Below are 17,989 nucleotides of genomic sequence, written 5' to 3'. Positions count from 1 at the left end.
GCGGTTCAGGCGCTCTCGATCGCCAACTCGGCGAGCCAGAACGTCCTCTCGCTCTTCCGCTAAGCGGGGGAGGGCGGTCCCTCCGGGGACCGCCGCCATCCTTCCGGACGATAAGAGCCGCCCGCGACCGTCAGGGTCGCGGGCGGCTCTTTCATGAGGCGGTCCGGGTCGGGTCAGCCGACGAAGGTGTAGCCGGTCATGCGCTTGGCCTCGATCGGGTCGTAGCCCAGCCGCATCCGCAGTTTCTTGCGCAGCTTGCTGATGTGGCCCTCGACCACGCTCTCGTCGACCGCCGTGTCGAGGTCGCCGTAGACCGCCTTGAAGATCTGGCCCTTGGTCACCGGCCGGCCGCGGTTGCGGGCGAGGTAGTCGAGGATGTCGCGCTCGCGGCGCGGCAGGAGCAGGCTCTGGCCGTCGATCTCCGGGTCGCGCCCGTCGGCGTGGACGGTCAGGCGGCCGCTCTTGTCCGGGGTGCTCGCGGGCTTGGCGTCGCTGCGGTTGGTGCGGCGGCGGATCGCGCCGGCCCGGGCGATGATCTCGCGGACATGGACGGGCTTGCGCACCACGTCGTCGATGCCGGCGGTGAACAGCGCCAGGGTCTGCTCGAGGGAGCGGGTCTCGTTGAGGGCGATGATCGGCGCCCGGGACAGGCCGCGCAGGGCCGCGGTGAACGCCGTGCGGTCGGCGCAGTCGCCGATGACGAAGCCCTGGACCGCTTCGAGGTCCTGGGGCGGCGTGGCGTCGATCCACGTCCGGATGTCGCTCACGTCCAGCCCCCGGGCCGGCACGCCCTCCGCGCCGAAGCCCTGAACGTACTGTGCGGCCACGCTTTCCCGCTCGTCGACCACGATGTACACGCCAGCCCCCAAGGTATTTTGACGAGTCGGCTTGCCCCGCGTCCAGCAAAGGCGCGAGATTGCTTGCCGTTCGATTGTCGGAAGAAGAGCCGAAACTGTCGCGGTCTTGCCGAGACGGGGTCCGGCTTGCGCCTCGCGGCGCGTATTCGTGAATGATTTGTTAAGGCGAGTGTCGCGCCGAAATGGTTAATTTTCTGTTAAGCTCGCCCAAAGGCTGTTCACTTACGGACACAGCCTGTGGCGTCCGGGCAACGCCGGAATCAAGAAATCGTTGAATATCAATGATTTGCGGACGGTGCGGCGCCTGTGGCGGCCGGGCGACAGGCGCGGAGCGCTAGCCGTCGAGTTCGGGGTAGCGTCGGAAGAGGCCGTCCTCGCTGAACGGAAGCCGCCGGTCGCTCGCCAGATAGGCGGCGACGCGCGGCAGCAAGGCGACGCGCCGGTGCAGGGCGACCACCATCGGGGTCGCGGCAAGCGCCCGCTCGGTCGCCTGCGGGAAGGCGTAGGCCAGGCCCTCGACGAGCTGGAACAGCGAGAGGTCGGCGTAGCTCAACCGGTCGCCGACGAGGTGGCGCGGTCCGGCGGGATTGGCGCCCAGCACCCGTTCGAGCCAGCCGAGGAATTTCGGGATTCGCTCGTCGCGGAAGGCCGCTGCCCGCCGGGCCGCCTCGGGCTTCTGGTCCTCGTAGAAGAGCGAGGACGCGATCGGATGGTGGGTGTCGTGGACCTCCGCCACCGCGTCCGCGATGGTGAGCTGGATCTGGTGGGTCCAGATCCGGTCGGCCTCGCTCTCGCCGACGAGGCCGAGGCGCGGACCGAGATGGAGCAGGATCGCGGATGCCTGGCCGATCACGAGGTCGCCGTCGCGCAGGAAGGGCGGCGCGAAGGCCGGACGGGGCGGCGCGCCGAGGCGCTCCAGCATGTCGTCGATGCCGTCCTCGCGGGTGACGTCGAGGTAATCCGCCCCCGCCGCCTCGAGCGCCAGGCGGACGAACTCGCCTCGGCCCTGGATGCACGGCCAGTAATGCAGCTCGTAGGCCATCGGTCCGTCCTCGTGCGCTCTACAGCCGGCGCAACTCGTGCCATCGGTCGCGCGAGCGGGCGCCCGGACGTGCCGGGCGCCCCGGTCTCACCAGCCGCGCATCTCGTCGTGGTTCGGGCGCCGGCCCTGCGGGGTCAGGCCGTCGATCACGCCCGGCAGCACCTGGGCGAGCTGCGACAGCAGGTCGTCGCGGCCGAGGCCGGTCTGCTGGCTCAGGGTGTCGACCGTGTCGGGCCCGAGCGCCTGGGCGAGCTGGCGCGGCTCGATCGAGCGGTTGTGGCCGGAGCCGATCCAGGATTCGATCACGTCGCCGAGGCCACCGCGGCGGAAGCGATCGATCAGCTGGTCGAGGCCGCCGCCGGCCGCGTCGTCGGGCTGCTCCCGGTCGAGGCGGGAATAGGGGCCGGTACCCTGGTCAAGGGAATTGGGGTCGAACGGATTCTGCACGCCGCCCGCCGGAGAGGGGGAGGGGGACGCGGTGCCGCCGCCCGGGCCGTCGAGCATCCCGGCGAGGTCGGAATAGGGATTGTTCGGATCCTCGCCGCGCCGGCCCCGTCCCTCGTCCCGCGGCTCGGGTGCGCCGTAGCCGTGCGGGTCGGGGACGTACCCGTCCTCCGGCCCGCCCTGCGGCGCCGGCCGGCGCCCGCCGCCGAAGATGTCGCCGAAGCCGCCATTCATCGCCTTGGCGGCGAGCAGCATCAGCAAAGCCTTGACGAGGGGCGACATCGCCCCCGCGCCGCCGCCGCCTCTCTCCTCGTGCCGGCTCCCGCCCCCGAGGACGTTGCCGAGCACCGAGCCGATGACCTGATCGAGCAGACCCATGGGTGCGTCTCCCCTCCGCGCATGCTGCATCCTGGTTAACCGTGCTCGGCCGCCCCGGTTGCCTCCGGGGCGTCGACCGGCCCGGCGAGAGGACGCGCGGATCGCGAGGGCGAGGGCGAAACGTCCGCCGACCTCGTCGTCGCCGAGGATCGGATCGCCTGTCGACGGGACTTTGCCCGGCCCACCAGGGGGGAGAGCCCTACAGGATGCGGTCCCTGTAGCGGGCCGGGGCCGCCCAGCACTCGTCACGCTTGCCGAACAGGCGATAGCGGTTGCGCGCGACGAGCCGGTAGACGGGATCGCGCAGCCGGGCCGGGACGAGGCGGAGGATGCCGGCGAGCCGCCAGGGATATCCGAGCGTCTCGTAGATGTGGAGGACGGCGTCGCTGTCCCGGCGTACCCGGTCCCCCTCGACGACGAGCAGGGTCGCCGGGTCGTCCGGATCCACGCCGTGCCGGCGAGAGAGCGACCGGCCAACCTCGCCCTGCATCGCGGCGAGGCGGAACGTCGCCGCCCGGTCCCGCTCCAGCACGAAGCGGGCATTGGCCGAGCACAGCACGCAGGCGGCATCGAACAGGATGACGGGGCCGGGAGAAGCCGCCGTGCGGGGCGTCGTCATGCGGGGAACGTCACCGGGGCGGCTTCGTCGGACGCCGACCCTACCTCCGGTCGCCCGCCCCGTCGCCGCCGCCGGTGGCGCGGCGGTCCTTGGGATCGAGCTTGTCGAGGGGGTCGGTCCGCGCCGGCGTGCTGCCGGGCGTTGCCCGCGTGGGCGTCACCTGCGTGTCGGGCTTGAGCGCCTGGGGCGGTGCGATGCCCGGGCCTCCGCCGCGGGCGTCGTCGGGCCGATCGGCTTTCGGGAGATCGGCCTGGGTCGGCTGGTCGCGCCGGTCGGAGATCGCCAGGGCGGGCACGGTGCCGGCGGCCAGGATGAGGACGGAGGCAAGGCGAGCGAGCGGGGGCATGACGGTCTCCGGCGGGCGCCAAGATCGGGGTAGTCGGGATGGGAAGCGCCTCGGGCCCGCAGCGGTTCCGGGGCCGGCCGCTCACCGGCCGCTCCACGAGCGAAGGACCGCCCTTGCGGGGCGGTCCTCGGTCACATGTTCATCAGGGCGCTGGCAGTGCCGAAGGCGGTCATCGCGAGGCCGCCGGCCAGGACGCCGATCATGCCGTAGGACACGGCGCGCAGGAGCTTCATCTCACTCATTGTCGAATTCCCTCGATCTTCCGGATTCGTGTCGACGTCTTTCCAGGCCGGTCGCGCTCAGCAGCGCTGGCCGCCGGAGGTCTGGCCGTACTGCTTGACCGGGAAGTTCTGCTGGTTGGCGTTGCCCTCCGAGGCCGAGCTCATCGGGCAGGCGCCGTAGAACGGCACGCTGGTATTGGCCGGGCCGATGGAGCCGGTGGTCTCGACGTCGCGCGGGGCGAACGGGTTGAAGGGGGAATTCGCGCTGAATGCCATGGCGGACGAGATCGGAGCGACGCCAAGGACAAGCGCGGTGACGACAGCGGCGATACGGGTCTTCATCTGGTATTCAGTCTCCTGTCTGCGCTGCGGGCCGGATTTCGTGGCACGCTCTCTTGCGGTGATTGGAATATAGGAGGTCGCGAACCGGCGAGATGTGCACTCGCGCACGCGGCGGAGCGGAACAAGCCTCGCGGTCACGACGTGCGGGCGGCCCGGGATTCCGTTGCGGGAGCCCCGCGCGGCCGGGAAGCGCGGCGCCCCTGGCGTCACATCCCGCTACCACCCCGGATCCTTCCCTGGAGCTAGTCTAAGCGCCGACACCCGGGCGACCGTTCGCGGCGCCCCCCACCGCACGAGGTTCCCGCTGCCGATGGCCAAGCCCGTCCACTCGATGATCCGCGTCCTCAACGAGGAGCGCTCCCGCGCCTACTACGCCCGCGCGTTCGGCCTGGAGCTCGCCGAGCGCATCGGCTTCGACGGTTTCGCGCTCGTCTACCTGCGCCATCCCTCGTCGCCGTTCGAACTGGAGCTCACCGTCAACTTCGACCGCACCGAGCCCTACGCCCTCGGCGACGGCTACGGACACCTCGCGGTGGTGGTGGACGACGTCGACGCCGAGCACGCCCGCTTCACCGAGGCCGGCCTGCCCGCCACCCCGGTCAAGGACTTCCAGCACCAGGGCAAGACGCTCGCCCGGTTCTTCTTCGCCACCGATCCCGACGGCTACAAGATCGAGGTGATCCAGAAGGGCGGCCGCTTCGCCTGAAGCCCCGAGATGCCGGCCCGGATCAGCGCGCGCAGACGTGTCCCGGGCCGGCCCGACCGATCAAACGACGCCAGAAAACACCCGAGGAGACGCCCATGAGAGAAGTCGATCCGCGCGCGCGGTTCAGCCGCCGCGGCTTCCTGCAGACCGCCGCCGTCGCCGCCCCGGCCGCGGCACTCGCCACCGGCGCCGGGCTCCAAGTGTCGGAGGCCTGGGCCGAGAACGGCGCCGCCCTGGCCCCGGCCGAGCTGAAGACCCTGGTGAAGATGGCGCGGGACATCTACCCGCACGACTTCCTCGGCGACGTCTACTACATCACGGCGATCAAGCCCTGGGACGGCAAGGCCGCCGCGGACGCGGGCGTGAAGACGCTGCTGACCTCCGGCGTGCGCCGCCTCGACGAGGATTCGCAGGCCCGCCACAAGGTCGATTACGCCCAGATCGGCTGGGAGGCCGACCGCGTCGTTATCCTCGAGGGCATCAGCCACACCGACTTCTTCAAGAAGATCCGCTCCGACCTCGTCGTCTCGCTCTACAACCAGCCCGAGCTGTGGCCGAAATTCGGCTACGAGGGTCCGTCCGCCGACAAGGGCGGCTACATCAACCGCGGGTTCAACGACATCGACTGGCTGCCGAAAGTCTAGCCCGGCAACGCCCGCCGATCCATCGAGCGTCAACTAAAGAACAATCAATGAACACCGCGCCGGATCGGCCGCGACCGGGCCGCGCGGGCCGGAGGAAACCATGGCCACATTCGACCTGAACGACGACGGCCTCGTCGTCATCGTCGGCTCGGGCGCCGGCGGCGGCACGCTCGGCACCGAGCTGGCGCTCAAGGGCATCCGCACCGTCATCCTCGAGGCCGGCGCCCGCCACAACATGGAGGATTTCGTCAACGACGAGTGGGCGAGCTTCGCCCAGCTCGCCTGGACCGACATGCGCACCACCTCGGGCTCGTGGCGGGTGGCGCGGGACTTCCCCAACCTGCCGGCCTGGATCGTCAAGGCGGTGGGCGGCTCCACCGTGCACTGGGCCGGCGCCTCCCTGCGCTTCGAGGAGCACGAATTCCGCATCCGCGACCATTACGGCGCGATCCCCGGCGCCAACCTCCTCGACTGGCCGATCACCCGGGCCGAGCTCGACCCCTGGTACACGAAGGCCGAGGACCGGATGGGCGTGACCCGCACCAACGGCATCCCGGGCCTGCCGGGCAACAACAACTTCAAGGTGATGGAGGCCGGGGCCCGCCGCCTCGGCTACAAGGAGGTCCATACCGGCCGGATGGCGATCAACAGCCAGGAGCGGCACGACCGCGGCTCGTGCCAGCAGATCGGCTTCTGCTTCCAGGGCTGCAAGTCCGGCGCGAAGTGGTCGACCCTGATCGCCGAGATCCCGCGCGGCGAGGAGACCGGCAACCTGGAGGTTCGCCCGAACTGCATGGCGATCCGCATCGAGCACGACGCCTCCGGCAAGGTGACGGGCGTGGTCTATGCCGACGGCGACGGCAAGCTGCAGCGCCAGAAGGCCCGCATCGTCGCGGTGGCCGGCAACTCGATCGAGAGCCCGCGGCTGCTCCTCAACAGCGCGTCCGCGCAGTTCCCGGACGGTCTCGCCAACTCCTCGGGCCAGGTCGGCCGCAACTACCTGCGCCACATGACCGGCAGCGTCTACGGCGTGTTCGAGAAGTCGGTGCACATGTACCGCGGCACCACGATGGCCGGCATCATCCGGGACGAGGCCCGGCACGACCCCAAGCGCGGCTTTGCCGGCGGCTACGAGATGGAGACGGTCTCGCTCGGCGTGCCGTTCATGGCGGCCTTCCTCAATCCCGGCGCCTGGGGCCGCTCCTTCACCAGCGCGATGGAGCAGTACCCGCGCATGGCCGGGATGTGGCTCGTCGGCGAGGACCTGCCGCAGGAGACGAACCGCATCACCCTCGATCCCGCGGTCAAGGACAAGCACGGCATGCCGGTGGCGAGCGTCCACTTCGACGACCACCCCAACGACGTGGCGATGCGCAACCACGCCTACAAGCAGGGCGCGGCGATCTACGAGGCGGTCGGCGCCACGGTGACCTACCCGGTCACGCCCTATCCGAGCACCCACAACATGGGCACCAACCGGATGAGCGCGAAGGCCCGGGACGGCGTGGTCAACAAGTTCGGCCAGACCCACGACGTCAAGAACCTGTTCGTCTCCGACGGCAGCCAGTTCACCAGCGGCGCGGCCTGCAACCCGACGCTGACCATCGTGGCGCTGGCGCTCCGCCAGGCCGACCACATCGCCGGCGCGATGCAGCGGCGGGAGATCTGATGCGCCCGCTCGTCCTCCGCCTCGCCCCGCCCCTGCTCGGGCTGCTCGCCGGTGGGATCCTCGCCGGCGCCGCCCTGGCGCAGGGCTCGCCGACGCCGGTCGCGCCGACGACCCAGCCCGGCGGGGCCGCGGCCTACCCGAACAGCCCCGGCGGCCAGCCGGCGGCCGAGCGGGACGGCCGCTCCGTCGCCACCGACCACGCCGCCTGCCCGGGCCCCGGCCCGTGCCCGGCGGCGCCCGGTCCCTCGGGGGCGGCGGACACGAACCGCACCGCGGCGCCGAGCAGCTCGGTGGGCCGGGCCGGCCCGGTGCCGAGCACCGCCTACCCGGACGCGCCCGGCGGGCTGCCGTCGAACCGCCCGGACGGCACGGCGCCGCGGTGATCCGCTTGCGCCGGTGACGGCCACGATCGGCGGAGGAGCGCACGACATCGCTCCTCCGCCCGCCGTCATGCGCCGTCCGGTGCCCTCTCGCCGGCGGACGCCTCGATCGCCGCCTCGTAGGCCGCGAGGCTCGGCGCGGTCGCCGGCAGGGCCGGGATCGCGATCCCGGCCAGCTGGCCGCGGGCCGCCACCAGGGCGTCGAGCAGGGCGGCCGTGTCGCGGCCGAACGGCAGCAGCAGGCCGCCGCCCTCGGCGCGGATGCGCTCCGCCGGGGCGCCGATGTCGAGGGCGACGACCGGGTAGCCCGCCGCCCAGGCCTCCGACAGCACGTAGGAATAGGTCTCGGGCCAGACGCTCGACAGGAACACGTAGTCGGGATCGGTCTCGGCGAGCAGGCGCGGCAGGTCGTCGGGCCGGTAGGAGCCGGTGACCGTGAGGCCCGGCACCCGCGCGGCGCGGTCCCGGTCGGCGACGGAGCCGATCAGCGTGAAGGCGATCGGCCGCCGCTCCCGGGCCGCGCGCTCGGCGAGCGCCACGACGAGCTCGAACCCCTTGTGGTTGCCGAGCGAGCCGACGACGGCGACCCGCACGGCGCCGGTCCGCGGCCGGCGCGGCGGCGCGGCGGCGTGGGCCGGCGCCGCCTCGGGATGGGGCACCACCGCGATCCCGGTGAGCCCGAGGCGGCGGGCGTAGCGCGCCGCGGTGTCGTGGGAGGGCGCCACGAGGCGCCGGGCCCCGCGCAGGATGCGCTCGTTCGTCGCCAGCCAGCCGTCGAGGCCGCCGCCCATCAGGGCGTTCTGGTCGGCGTAGTCGTGCGTCACCCCCCGCACCGTGCAGTGGCGGCAGACATCGGCCGGCGGCTCCTCGCAGTAGAAGTCGCGCCCGTCGACCAGGTGGACCTTCGGGCAGTACCACTGGAAGTCGTGCAGGGTGACCGCATACGGCCAGTGGCCGGAGAGCAGCCGGTCGAGGAAGGCCGAGTCGTAGCCGAAGCGGGCGTCGAGGTGGAGGTCGATCGCGACGCCCGCCTCCTCCAGGCTCTCCAGGAGGGCGAGGAGCTGGTCCGGTCCCAGGGTCACGGCCGCCCGCGCGGTGTCGAGGGTGAGCGACAGCCGCCCGCGCGCCGGGGCGAGGTGGCCGATCTCGTGGCCGGGGGCCCGGGCGAGGCCGCGGATCTGGTCGACGTAGCGCGTCGCCCCGCCGCCGAGGCCGTGGCCGACATGGAGCGTCAGGCGCTGCATCCGCGCGGCGAGGAGCCGCCCGAGCACGGCGAGCCGGAGCGGCGCGAGCGGATCGGCGGCCAGGAAGGCGTCGACCTCGTCCTGGTATTCCGGATAGAGGGCGACGAGGCGGGCGTGGTTGTGCTCCAGGATCGCCAGCCGCTCGCCCTTGCCGAACGACACCGAGCCCTCGTGCTCGACATAGGTGTCGGTGGCCGCGACGTGGATCCAGCCGAGGTCGCGGGCCTTGAGGCACCAGTCGACCTCCTCGCAATAGCCCCGGCCCCATTCGGGCGAGAGCGCCCCGACCTCGTCGAGGGCCTGCCGGTTGAGGTAGAGGCAGAAGCCGATGCCGGTCGGGAGCGTGACCGGCGCGGGCGACGCCGCCTCGAGGGCCGCGTCGATCGCGGCGGGCGGCAGGCCCAGCAGCGGTCCCTGCGCCTCCGGCATCCCGGGGAAGCCCAGGATGGTGGCGTTGTTCGACAGCGGCGTGGCGCTGGCGATGCCGGGCCGGCGGTGGCAGGCGGCGGCGAGCTTCTCCAGGGCGCGGGGCGCCAGCACCGTGTCGGCGTTGACGAGGATGCAGTCCTCGCCCGGTTCCAGCAGGGCGAAGCCGGCATTGACCGTGCCGATGAAGCCGAGATTCTCCCGGTTGCGCAGCACCGTCAGGCCGGGGCGGGCCTCGGCCGCCAGGTCGTCGAGGTAGCGCGTCACCGCCGGATCGGGCGAGGCGTCGTCGATGACGAGGGCCCGCATCCGCCCGGGCGCCAGCTGCGGCAGCAGCGAGGCGAGGCAGGCCTTCAGGTCGGAAAGGCCGTTATAGACGGGCACGATCGCGCAGGCCGGCGGCGGCGTGCGGGCGGCCTCGGGCAGGTCCGCCTCCGGCGCCGCCGGCTCGCCGAGGACGAGGCGGGCGCCGCCGCCGGGCCGGATCGCCGCGACGAGGCGGTCGTGGACGGCGAGGCGCTCCTCGCGGGTCGCCGAGGGGTCGTTCGGCAGCAGCAGGGCGCGGGCCTCGGCCCGGGCGAGCTCGATGGTGCCGCGCAGGTGACCGATCACCTCGCCGGCGCCGATCGGGCCGACCGCGAGGTCGGTGCCCGGCTTGAGGGCCCCGGGCGGGAACGCGAAGGCGGCGGAGTGGCGGCCGAACAGTTCCAGGAGATCGGCGCGCGCGTGGGTCTCGACCTGCGCCACCTCCTCGCCGAAGCGCACCGCCCGTACGACGGTCGGCCGGTCGGGCCCGGCCTCGTCGAACACCCAGCCGGTGACCCGGTCCGGCGCCTCGATGTAGAGGCTCGCGCGCAGGTGCGGCGCGTAGGCGCCGAGCGTCGCGACCGTGCCGCCGGCCCCCACGCCGATCGTGTGGGGCTGCCCGTCGAGGGCCCAGGCCGGCAGGGTGAAGCGGAAGCCGTTCCAGCCGCCCTCGCGGCCGCCGAAGCGCAGCTCGGGCCGGTAGACGTCCGGGCGGGCCGGCTCGCCCTCGAGGCCATCCACCATCAGGTGCAGGGCCGGCAGTGGGTCCGGGGACAGGGACGAGACCCAGCCCGAGAGCACCCCGCCCGAGACGCCGTCGAAGTGGATCGTATGGTGGCCCGGCCCGACCGCGATCCGCTGCTGCTCGGCCCGGCCCGGCTCGGTCACCGTCAGTCGCAGGTGGCCGGCGCCGGTCAGCAAGGCCGGATCGAGGGCGGCGTGCAGGTAGGTGACGCCGGCCTCGACGAAGCGCCGGTCGAAGGGGAGCGCCTGGTCGCGCTCGCCGCCCTGCGCCAGGCCGAGGCTCACCGCATCGGCGTCGGCCTCGGGGTTGAGGGCGACGAGGACGCCGCAATTGTAGAGCCGGCCCCAGGCCACGGGGCCCGGGGGAGGCACGAACCACTGGCGCCCCGTCTCGGCGAGGCGCCGCGCACGTTTCAGGATCGTCACGTCGGGAAGGACCGCTCAGGAGGGAGCCGGCCGGGGCCGGCGGACGTCGAGTCACCTCCTAGAGCAGCGCCCGATCGCGATGCAATCGGGTGGCGCGCCGGGCGGCGATTCTCGTGGCCGGTGCGGGACGATCCGGCGTCCCTCATGCGGCGAAAACGGCATCGAGCACCCGGTCGGGCGCGATCTGGTGCAGCATGTGGCCGGCGCCCTCGACCGCGACGAGGCGGCTGCCCGGGATCCGGCGATGCAGGGCCACCGACTGCCCGACGTGGGAGACCAGGCGGTCGCCCGTGCCGGACAGGATCGTCACCGGCGGGCGCACCTCGCCGTAATGCGGCCGGAGCGCGAAGGCGTCCGGCACCATCAGGGCGGATTCGGCGGCCGCGCTGCGCAGCTGCGAGGGGCGCAGCACCATCTCGACCGGGAAGTCGCTGGCGAAGCGCTCCGGCACCGGGCTCGGCCCGAACAGGCGCGCCAGGATGCGCGGCCAGAGCAGGCGCCCGGTGACCGGCGCGACCGTGTGGCTGATCAGATCGCCGAGGCCGGGAAGGGCCTGGGGCATGAACAGCATCCCGTCGATCCGCGGCGAGGGAAAGTAGTAGCCGGATTCGAGAACAAGGGACCGTACCCGGCCGGGATCCTGCAGCGCCAGGGCGATCGCCACCTGGGTACCCCAGGAATGGCCGAGGATCGTCGCCGTCTCGACCCCGAGGCTGTGCAGCGCGCCGCGGATCAGGCCGGCCTGCATCGCCGGGGTCCAGATCCGGCTGCGCGGCCGCTCGCTGTGGCCGAAGCCCGGCCGGTCGAAGGCGATCACCCGGTGGCTCGCCGCCGCCCGGTCGACGAGGCCGCTCACCAGCCAGTCCTGGATCAGGCTGCCGTTGCCGTGGAGCAGGACGAGGGCTGGGCCGTGCCCGCGCTCGAGGACATGGAGCCGGGTGCCGCCGACCTCGACGAACCGCCCGACCGGCGGCGTCGCCCGTTCGGCGGCCCGGGCGCGGCGACCGGTCTCGACCGCTCCCGCGGCGAGGAGGGCGGTTCCCGCCAGGGCGAGGCCGGCGGCGGGCGACAGGGATCGAGTGGGGAGTGGGGTGCGTGCTGACATGCCGGCACAACGGTGGGATGGTGGCCGGGTTCGCTCCCGCCCCCGAACGGCACGGCCGCCGCCCCTGGGGACTCCCCCGGGGACGACGGCCGTGCAGAGTGTCACGGGCAGGGACGGCGGGTGCCGTCGTTGCTCAGGTAGGTGCCGCTCGCCGAGTCGTAGGAGCGGAAGCGCCGGGCGCAGGCGGCAACCGTCTCCGGGTCGGGGCCGCCCTGGACCACCACCGGGGCGGCCTGGGCCTGCGAATTCGCGATGGCACCGCCGATGATCGCGCCGGCCGCGAGGCCCGCCACGCCCGCCCCGACCGCGGCGCCGACGCCTGGGCCGCGGCGATAGCCGTAGCCACGCCGGAACCCGTATCCCCGGCGATAGCCGTGGGGTCGGCCGAAGCGGCGGTACTGCGAGAATTCCGTCGGCAGGTCGCCGCGCACGAGGGCCGCCGCAGCGGCACCGGTCTCGGCCGGGGTGGCCGAGGCGGGGCTGCCGAGGACGAGGGCCGCAAGGGTCGTGGCGGCAACGATGGAAAGCTTCATGAAAGTGTCGGTCCCTGTCCTCGATTCGTGCAGCCGGTCAGCCGGGTCCGATCAGTACGTCCGGCCGTGCCGGGGGCTGGTGCCGCGGCGATTGAAGCGCGCGATCAGCTTCGGCAGGACGAACAGCATGAAGATCTTGCGGAGCATGGTGGTCTCCTTCTCAGTGCTTGCGGATTGATCGAATCGATAACGTCCGCAAACGGGAAAAGATCCCGATACAAATCGATCGTCGTGCGCGCGGGATGCGACAGAAAGACAGGTGCTGGCTCGATGTCCCGGAATAAATCGTCGGGATGAACGTCGCGAGGCGGTAGTCGTGCTTACCATCACCCTTGCCGTCACCTGATTTGGTCGGCGCCCGACCTGTCCGCTCCCGCTGCCCCCCCCCGCGCGGCGGACGCCAAGGTTCCGTCGCGCGGGGGGGCGGTCGGCGCCGCCGGGGAAGGGGTGTCCGGACGGCGTCCCGGTCGCGACCGCGGCCTCAGTGGCGGCGGCGGATCAGCCAGCCCGCCGCGAAGGCGAGGGCGGCGATGCCCAGCACGGTGTTGGCGCGGTGGCCGTCGGCGTAGGCGAGGGCCTGGCGGCCGTAGGTCTGGCCGCGGCGATGCACCTCGCGGGCGGCGTGGCGCCCGTCCTTGAGGACGTGGCCGGCCTGCTTGCGGGCGGTGTCGGCGAAGTCCTCGGCGTAGTCGCGGGTCGTGCCGGCCAGGGTCTCGGCCCGCTCGCGGGCAGCCTCGGCGAGGTGGCGGCCGTCGTCGATGAGGTCCTCGGCCCGGTCGCGAGCGCGGCCGTAGGCGTATTGCGCACCGCCGGCCACCTGGTTGGCGGCACCGCGGACCTGCTGGGCCGGGTCGCCCGTGAGGCCGCCGAGGGCGGTCTGGGCGCGGCCCTTCAGGTGACGGGACGCGCCACGGATCTGATCGCGGTTCATGCTGTCCTCCTGAGTCTCGAAACGGAAGGGCGGCGGGGCGGGCCCGCCGCGGGTGTCGGGTGTGGCCTGGTCGGGCCTTACTTGCGGCCGAGCAGGCTGTCGGCGGCGCTCTTCAGCCCGTCCTTGGCCTCGCCGACGGTGCGCTGCGCCTCGCCCTTGAGCTCCTGGGCCTTGCCCTCGACGACGAGGTGGTCGTTGCCGGTGACCTTGCCGACACCCTGCTTGACGTTGCCGACGGCCTCGTTGGCCAGGCCCTTGAGCTTGTCCGTGGTGCTGCTCATCGAAATCTCTCCTTCAGGGACGTGAAGAACGGGGAGGAGGGGACCGGCCCCCGCCCGGCGGGCGGGGGCCGGCGCCGCGTCAGACGCGGCGGGTGGTGTCGTAGGCGCCGACCAGCTTCGGGGCGGCGAGGCGGCCGCCGAAGAAGGCGGCGGCGGCGCCGAGCAACAGCGCGATGGCGGCGTAGAAGGCGCCCTGGGTGGCGGCGGACTTCGCGGTCACGGCCGCGGCCTCGGCCTTCTGCTTGGCGGTGGCGACCGCCTGCTCGTACTGCTTCTGGTAGTCGTCGATCTGGGTCTTGGCCTGGTCGGGCGAGATGCCCTGGGCCTTGGCCAGCGCGTCGGCGGCGCGGTTCTTGGCCTGCTCCTTCTGGGCCGCGTCACCGGTCAGCACGGCGCGCACGGCGGCCACGGCGGCGTCGCGGGCGGCCTGCGGGTCCTGGCCGGCGGCCTGCTGGCGCACCTTGTCCTCGATGCCCTCGAGCGGGTTCTGGACCTTCGACAGCGACGGGGCCGCGGCCTGGGCAGCGGTCTGGACGGTGCCGCCGACGAGGTTGCCGGCGCCGCCGAGCGCGCCCGAGACCGTGCTGAGCGTGCCGCCGACGAGGCCGCTGGCCGCCGAGGTCAGGAGGTAGATCACCACCAGCGTCGTCACCGCCCAGGAGACGAGGCCGTGCAGGGCGGCCGCGCCCGGCAGCGGCTTGCCGGACAGGCGGCCCGCGATGGCGCCGCCGGCGAGCGAGGCGATGATGCCCGAAACCACGAACCACAGGCCGGCGCCCGTCGACAGGGTCGAGGCGGCCGGGTTGTCGCTGGCGTTCACGCCGACCGACGACAGGCCGACGCCGACGCCGACGAGGTTGAGGATCACCTGGGTCACCAGGGCGGTGACGGCGCCGGCGAAGATGGCGCCCCAGGAGACCTGGTTGAGCAGGACCGCGCGGGTGTCGGCCTGGGCGGCGGTCGCGAGGGGGGAAACGGGGGTCTGGATGGTCACGTGGTTACTCCGGGTCGTTCATGCATCGATGGGTCGGGGCGGCCCCGGGGCCGCGCGGCGCTCTCCTGCGCCGGATTCCCCGGGGCTCGCGATGTCCGGCCGCGACGCGGTCGGTCGCGCGATCAGTCGCGGTTGGCGCTCACGAGGAGGCCGAGGCCGAAGCCGACGAGGCCGGCGATCACCAGCGAGGCGACCGGGTACTCGGCGACCTGGTGGCCGACCTGGCGGGTGCCGCGGCGCAGGACCTGGCTGCCGCGCTCGTAGGCGTCCTCAGCGTAATCGCGGGCGTCCTCGGCATAGCCGCGGGCGTCGTGGGCGAAGTCCCCGGCGTAGTCCTGCGCCCGGTCGGCGGCGTGGCGCACGCCGTCCTTGGCCTGGCCGTAGGCGTTCTCGGCCGCGCCCTGGGCCTCGCGGAACCGGCCCTCGGCCGAATCGCGGTGCGAGCCGGTCAGGTCGCCGACGGCGCCCTGGATCTTGCCGCCGAGTTCGCGGGCGGCGCCGGTGAGGCGATCGGTGTCAACCATCTGAAGTCTCCTGGTGATCGGGGTGGGTGGGGCGGCGACCCCTGGGGATCGCCGGATGACCTGTGCCGTCAGTCCCGGCGCGGTGCGGTTCCCCGAGGGGAGTGCCCGTCGCCCTTCTGACGCCGGCCCTCGGTTTCGACCCGGACGTCGCCGGTGATCTTGCCGATGGCCTCCTTCACCGAGCCCTTGACCTGCTCGGTGGAAGTCGATGTCGCGCGCTTGGTCATGAGCAACTCCGTGAAGAGTGAGAGACAACTCCGACCGGCCTGCAGATGTGCCCTCCCGGCGCGCGTTCAATGGTAAAACGATACTGGTATGCTGAACATCAGCTACCAGAAGCCTGGAGCGGGAAACCGTGCTCGCGGCCCCACAGGATCACCTCGGTCCGGCGATGGACGCCGAGCTTGCGGTAGAGCGCGGCGCCGTGATTGCGCACGGTGTTGCGCGACAGGCCGAGCTTGCGGGCGATGGCGTCGTCGTCGAGCCCCGAGCAGATCAGGTTGAGGATCTGGCGCTCGCGCAGGGTCAGGTCGGGCACCGCGGCCCCGGTGGCCTCGCGCCCCGGCCGGCGCAGGTTGGCGAGCTTCTCGATCAGGCCCCGGCTGAACCACGAGGTGTCGGCCATCACCGTCTCGATCGCGTCGAACAGCTCGCGCTCGGTGTGCTTGCGCTCGGTGATGTCCTGCAGGACCATCAGGACGAACTCGTCGTCGCCGATGACGACGCGCTCGGCCGAGACCAGGCAGTCGAGGTCGGCGCCGCTCTCGTGGCGCAGGCAGACCTCGAGGCCGAGGACGTAGCCGGTGCGCGTCAGCACGTCCTCGAAGCGGCGGCGCTGCTCGTCCGAGACCCAGATCCCGAACTCCGCTGGCGAGCGCCCGACCACCTTGTCCTCGCCGAAGCCGAACACACGCCCGAAGGCCTCGTTGATGCTCGTGACCTGGAACGCCTCGGCGCGGGCGAGCAGCGTCGGCACCGGGGTGAGCCGGAACGCCTTGGCGAAGCGCTCCTCGCTCTGGCGCAGGGCCGTCTCGGCCTTCCGGCGCAGTTCGAGGTCCGCGAAGGTGAACAACATGCAGCGCTCGTCGCCCATCTCCATCGGCTGGCCGGCGACGATGACGAAGCGGCCGCCGCCGTCGGGCAGCTCCAGGCGCGCCTCCATCTGGGGGATCGTGCCGCCCTGGTTCAGCCGCGACACCGCGAGATCGCGGTTGCGGGCGTTGGCCAGCACGTCGACCTCGTAGACGCTGCGGCCGATCACGGCGTCGCGGGTGTAGCCGGTCATCTCGAGGAAGCCGGCATTGACCTTGACGTGGCGCAGGTCGGCGAGCCGCGTGATCACGGCCGGGGCCGGGTTGGCGTTGAAGGTGCGCTCGAAGCGCTCCTCGGCCTCGAACTGGTCCGACACGTCCTTGAGGATCAGGGCGAGGCAGCTCGGCTTGCCCTCCCGGTCGGTGGCCACCAGGCTGCGCAGGGAATGCACGAAGCCGACATCCGGCTTGTCGGTGCGGGTCACCTCCACCACCACGTCGTGGAAGCGCTCGCCGGCCACCACACGCTCGATCGGGTAGTTCTCCGGCGCGCGGTTGTTGCGGTAGCGCAGGGCGAAGCGCTCGCGGTAGGCGTCGACCGTCGGGCCGATCTCGTCCAGGCTCTCGGCGCCGTGCATCGCGAGGGCGGCCTCGTTGGCGTAGGCGATGGTCTGGTCGGGCTCGACCAGGATCACGCCCTCGCTGAGGCCGGCGATGATCTGCCGGAGTTCATGCCTGTCGACGCCTGCGGTCACGGCCGGTGCGGTCCCTTCGTGCTGGCGGACCGCCGGGGCGGCGGTCTCGCGGCCACCTCTCGGGCAGCGGAGCACAAACGGATCGCGCGCCATCGGGTTCCGTGGCGGCAGGCGATTTCACCGGTAAAATCGTATCATTGACGTAATTGCCGGCGACCAGAAATAAATCGTGTCGTCGCCTGCTCCCCGCACTGCCCCACGGGACTAGTCCGTTGGGCCGAGCGGTCTAGCCCGGCGGGACGAACGTTGACGGGTCCTGGACCGTGGGAACAGACGACGTGACGCGCGAACCGGATGCCGCACCGGACGCCGCCCTCGCCCTGATGCAGTCGCATCTCGGCCGGCAGCTGCGGCAATACTATCCCGAGATCGTCGCGGTCGAGGCCGGCTCGCGCCTCGGCGACGTGCTGGCGCGGCTGACGCGGGCGCTCCAGAGCGCCGAGGCCGGGCGCGAGGTGTCGGCGGCGTTCAAGGACGAGCTCCTCGGCGCGGTGCCGCGGCTGCGGCGCTACGCGCTGTCGCTCGCCCAGCACGGCGCCGATGCCGACGACCTCGTGCAGCACACCCTGCTGAAGGCCTGGGAGCACCGGCGCCAGTTCGTGCCGGGCACCAGCCTGCCGGCCTGGCTGTTCACGATCCTGCGCAACGGCTTCTTCAACGGGCGCCGGCGCCATCGCCTCGAGGTGGCGGATCCCGACGGGGTCCATTCCGCCGCCCTGACGAGCGACGCCGTGCAGGAGCACCGGGCGGACCTGCGCGACCTGCAGGACGCCCTCGACCGGCTCGAGCCGGGCCAGCGCGAGGCGCTGCTCCTCGTCGGGGTCGAGGGCATGACCTACGAGGCCGCCGCCGTGGTCATCGGTTGTCCTTCCGGCACCGTGAAGAGCCGCGTCAGCCGCGCCCGCGACCGGCTCGCCCAGGAGCTCGGGCACGCCTGAGAGCGGAGCCCCGGTCGGGGCTCCCCGTCCCGATCCCCGCCCCCCGCGGGCGTCCCCCATCGTTCCGGCGCCGTCCCCCGAGGCGTTCGGAACGGTCGCCGGC

20 protein-coding genes are annotated in these 17,989 nt (G+C 72.6%); 5 read left to right on the top strand and 15 right to left on the bottom strand.

The window, feature by feature from the left end; genetic code table 11:
- Positions 1-173: 173 nt before the first annotated feature.
- From BMX97_RS20755 to BMX97_RS20730, 6 genes are all read right to left on the bottom strand, one after another.
- Positions 174-857, bottom strand: coding sequence for a response regulator transcription factor (locus tag BMX97_RS20755; RefSeq protein WP_091753178.1), 684 nt, complete (start codon positions 855-857; stop codon positions 174-176).
- A gap of 334 nt (positions 858-1,191) precedes the next feature.
- Entirely contained in the window at positions 1,192-1,899 is a 708-nt protein-coding gene (locus tag BMX97_RS20750; RefSeq protein WP_091753177.1) for a glutathione S-transferase, read from the bottom strand.
- Between the two features lie 87 nt (positions 1,900-1,986).
- Complete coding sequence (locus tag BMX97_RS20745) at positions 1,987-2,721, bottom strand: YidB family protein (protein WP_091753176.1); 735 nt, start codon at positions 2,719-2,721, stop codon at positions 1,987-1,989.
- A 199-nt stretch (positions 2,722-2,920) separates the two neighbouring features.
- Positions 2,921-3,340, bottom strand: coding sequence for a thiol-disulfide oxidoreductase DCC family protein (locus BMX97_RS20740; RefSeq protein WP_091753175.1), 420 nt, complete (start codon positions 3,338-3,340; stop codon positions 2,921-2,923).
- Positions 3,341-3,380: 40 nt separating this feature from the next.
- Positions 3,381-3,686 (bottom strand): hypothetical protein, encoded by a 306-nt coding sequence (locus tag BMX97_RS20735; protein WP_091753174.1) that lies wholly within the window; start codon positions 3,684-3,686, stop codon positions 3,381-3,383.
- Positions 3,687-3,985: 299 nt separating this feature from the next.
- Complete coding sequence (locus tag BMX97_RS20730) at positions 3,986-4,249, bottom strand: hypothetical protein (protein WP_060848185.1); 264 nt, start codon at positions 4,247-4,249, stop codon at positions 3,986-3,988.
- 310 nt (positions 4,250-4,559) lie between these two features.
- On the opposite strand from BMX97_RS20730, the gene BMX97_RS20725 reads away from it, so the two are divergent.
- From BMX97_RS20725 to BMX97_RS20710, 4 genes are all read left to right on the top strand, one after another.
- Entirely contained in the window at positions 4,560-4,955 is a 396-nt protein-coding gene (locus BMX97_RS20725) for a VOC family protein (RefSeq protein WP_091753173.1), read from the top strand.
- Positions 4,956-5,050: 95 nt separating this feature from the next.
- Complete coding sequence (locus BMX97_RS20720) at positions 5,051-5,599, top strand: twin-arginine translocation signal domain-containing protein (protein WP_091753172.1); 549 nt, start codon at positions 5,051-5,053, stop codon at positions 5,597-5,599.
- A gap of 100 nt (positions 5,600-5,699) precedes the next feature.
- Complete coding sequence (locus BMX97_RS20715; RefSeq protein WP_091753171.1) at positions 5,700-7,268, top strand: GMC family oxidoreductase; 1,569 nt, start codon at positions 5,700-5,702, stop codon at positions 7,266-7,268.
- On the top strand, positions 7,268-7,651 hold the full coding sequence (locus BMX97_RS20710; protein WP_091753170.1) for a hypothetical protein: 384 nt from the start codon (positions 7,268-7,270) through the stop codon (positions 7,649-7,651). The genes BMX97_RS20715 and BMX97_RS20710 overlap by 1 nt, the downstream gene beginning before the upstream one ends.
- Before the next feature lie 65 nt (positions 7,652-7,716).
- Here the strand turns inward: BMX97_RS20710 and BMX97_RS20705 are convergent, their stop codons facing one another.
- From BMX97_RS20705 to BMX97_RS20665, 9 genes are all read right to left on the bottom strand, one after another.
- Positions 7,717-10,794, bottom strand: a complete 3,078-nt coding sequence (locus BMX97_RS20705; protein ID WP_091753169.1) for a glycosyltransferase — start codon at positions 10,792-10,794, stop codon at positions 7,717-7,719.
- 142 nt (positions 10,795-10,936) lie between these two features.
- Complete coding sequence (locus BMX97_RS20700; protein WP_091753168.1) at positions 10,937-11,899, bottom strand: alpha/beta fold hydrolase; 963 nt, start codon at positions 11,897-11,899, stop codon at positions 10,937-10,939.
- A gap of 101 nt (positions 11,900-12,000) precedes the next feature.
- Positions 12,001-12,432, bottom strand: coding sequence for a BA14K family protein (locus BMX97_RS20695; protein WP_091753167.1), 432 nt, complete (start codon positions 12,430-12,432; stop codon positions 12,001-12,003).
- A gap of 481 nt (positions 12,433-12,913) precedes the next feature.
- Complete coding sequence (locus BMX97_RS20690; RefSeq protein ID WP_091753166.1) at positions 12,914-13,363, bottom strand: CsbD family protein; 450 nt, start codon at positions 13,361-13,363, stop codon at positions 12,914-12,916.
- Positions 13,364-13,440: 77 nt separating this feature from the next.
- Positions 13,441-13,644 carry a CsbD family protein gene (locus tag BMX97_RS20685; protein WP_091753165.1) on the bottom strand — a complete coding sequence of 68 codons (204 nt, stop codon included), beginning with the start codon at positions 13,642-13,644 and terminating at the stop codon, positions 13,441-13,443.
- A 79-nt stretch (positions 13,645-13,723) separates the two neighbouring features.
- Positions 13,724-14,638, bottom strand: a complete 915-nt coding sequence (locus BMX97_RS20680; RefSeq protein WP_091753164.1) for a PhnA-like protein — start codon at positions 14,636-14,638, stop codon at positions 13,724-13,726.
- 122 nt (positions 14,639-14,760) lie between these two features.
- Positions 14,761-15,162 carry a CsbD family protein gene (locus BMX97_RS20675; RefSeq protein WP_060848174.1) on the bottom strand — a complete coding sequence of 134 codons (402 nt, stop codon included), beginning with the start codon at positions 15,160-15,162 and terminating at the stop codon, positions 14,761-14,763.
- 68 nt (positions 15,163-15,230) lie between these two features.
- Entirely contained in the window at positions 15,231-15,389 is a 159-nt protein-coding gene (locus BMX97_RS20670) for a CsbD family protein (protein WP_091753163.1), read from the bottom strand.
- A 98-nt stretch (positions 15,390-15,487) separates the two neighbouring features.
- Positions 15,488-16,948, bottom strand: coding sequence for a helix-turn-helix transcriptional regulator (locus BMX97_RS20665; protein ID WP_091753230.1), 1,461 nt, complete (start codon positions 16,946-16,948; stop codon positions 15,488-15,490).
- Between the two features lie 278 nt (positions 16,949-17,226).
- On the opposite strand from BMX97_RS20665, the gene BMX97_RS20660 reads away from it, so the two are divergent.
- Positions 17,227-17,886, top strand: a complete 660-nt coding sequence (locus BMX97_RS20660) for a sigma-70 family RNA polymerase sigma factor (protein ID WP_244538553.1) — start codon at positions 17,227-17,229, stop codon at positions 17,884-17,886.
- The last annotated feature ends 103 nt before the right edge of the window (positions 17,887-17,989 follow it).

The sequence above is a fragment of the Methylobacterium sp. ap11 genome, assembly GCF_900110515.1.
Lineage (GTDB): Bacteria > Pseudomonadota > Alphaproteobacteria > Rhizobiales > Beijerinckiaceae > Methylobacterium > Methylobacterium ajmalii.
The sequence above is the reverse complement of the archived record's forward strand: the minus strand, read 5'-3'. Positions and strand labels throughout refer to the sequence as shown.

What these genes read in the sequence shown, in the direction of transcription:
- BMX97_RS20750 (WP_091753177.1), bottom strand. Translation starts at nt 1,899, where the DNA reads ATGGCCTACGAGCTGCATTACTGGCCGTGCATCCAGGGCCGAGGCGAG.
- BMX97_RS20745 (WP_091753176.1), bottom strand. Translation starts at nt 2,721, where the DNA reads ATGGGTCTGCTCGATCAGGTCATCGGCTCGGTGCTCGGCAACGTCCTC.
- BMX97_RS20740 (WP_091753175.1), bottom strand. Translation starts at nt 3,340, where the DNA reads ATGACGACGCCCCGCACGGCGGCTTCTCCCGGCCCCGTCATCCTGTTC.
- BMX97_RS20735 (WP_091753174.1), bottom strand. Translation starts at nt 3,686, where the DNA reads ATGCCCCCGCTCGCTCGCCTTGCCTCCGTCCTCATCCTGGCCGCCGGC.
- BMX97_RS20730 (WP_060848185.1), bottom strand. Translation starts at nt 4,249, where the DNA reads ATGAAGACCCGTATCGCCGCTGTCGTCACCGCGCTTGTCCTTGGCGTC.
- BMX97_RS20725 (WP_091753173.1), top strand. Translation starts at nt 4,560, where the DNA reads ATGGCCAAGCCCGTCCACTCGATGATCCGCGTCCTCAACGAGGAGCGC.
- BMX97_RS20720 (WP_091753172.1), top strand. Translation starts at nt 5,051, where the DNA reads ATGAGAGAAGTCGATCCGCGCGCGCGGTTCAGCCGCCGCGGCTTCCTG.
- BMX97_RS20715 (WP_091753171.1), top strand. Translation starts at nt 5,700, where the DNA reads ATGGCCACATTCGACCTGAACGACGACGGCCTCGTCGTCATCGTCGGC.
- BMX97_RS20710 (WP_091753170.1), top strand. Translation starts at nt 7,268, where the DNA reads ATGCGCCCGCTCGTCCTCCGCCTCGCCCCGCCCCTGCTCGGGCTGCTC.
- BMX97_RS20700 (WP_091753168.1), bottom strand. Translation starts at nt 11,899, where the DNA reads ATGTCAGCACGCACCCCACTCCCCACTCGATCCCTGTCGCCCGCCGCC.
- BMX97_RS20695 (WP_091753167.1), bottom strand. Translation starts at nt 12,432, where the DNA reads ATGAAGCTTTCCATCGTTGCCGCCACGACCCTTGCGGCCCTCGTCCTC.
- BMX97_RS20690 (WP_091753166.1), bottom strand. Translation starts at nt 13,363, where the DNA reads ATGAACCGCGATCAGATCCGTGGCGCGTCCCGTCACCTGAAGGGCCGC.
- BMX97_RS20685 (WP_091753165.1), bottom strand. Translation starts at nt 13,644, where the DNA reads ATGAGCAGCACCACGGACAAGCTCAAGGGCCTGGCCAACGAGGCCGTC.
- BMX97_RS20675 (WP_060848174.1), bottom strand. Translation starts at nt 15,162, where the DNA reads ATGGTTGACACCGATCGCCTCACCGGCGCCGCCCGCGAACTCGGCGGC.
- BMX97_RS20670 (WP_091753163.1), bottom strand. Translation starts at nt 15,389, where the DNA reads ATGACCAAGCGCGCGACATCGACTTCCACCGAGCAGGTCAAGGGCTCG.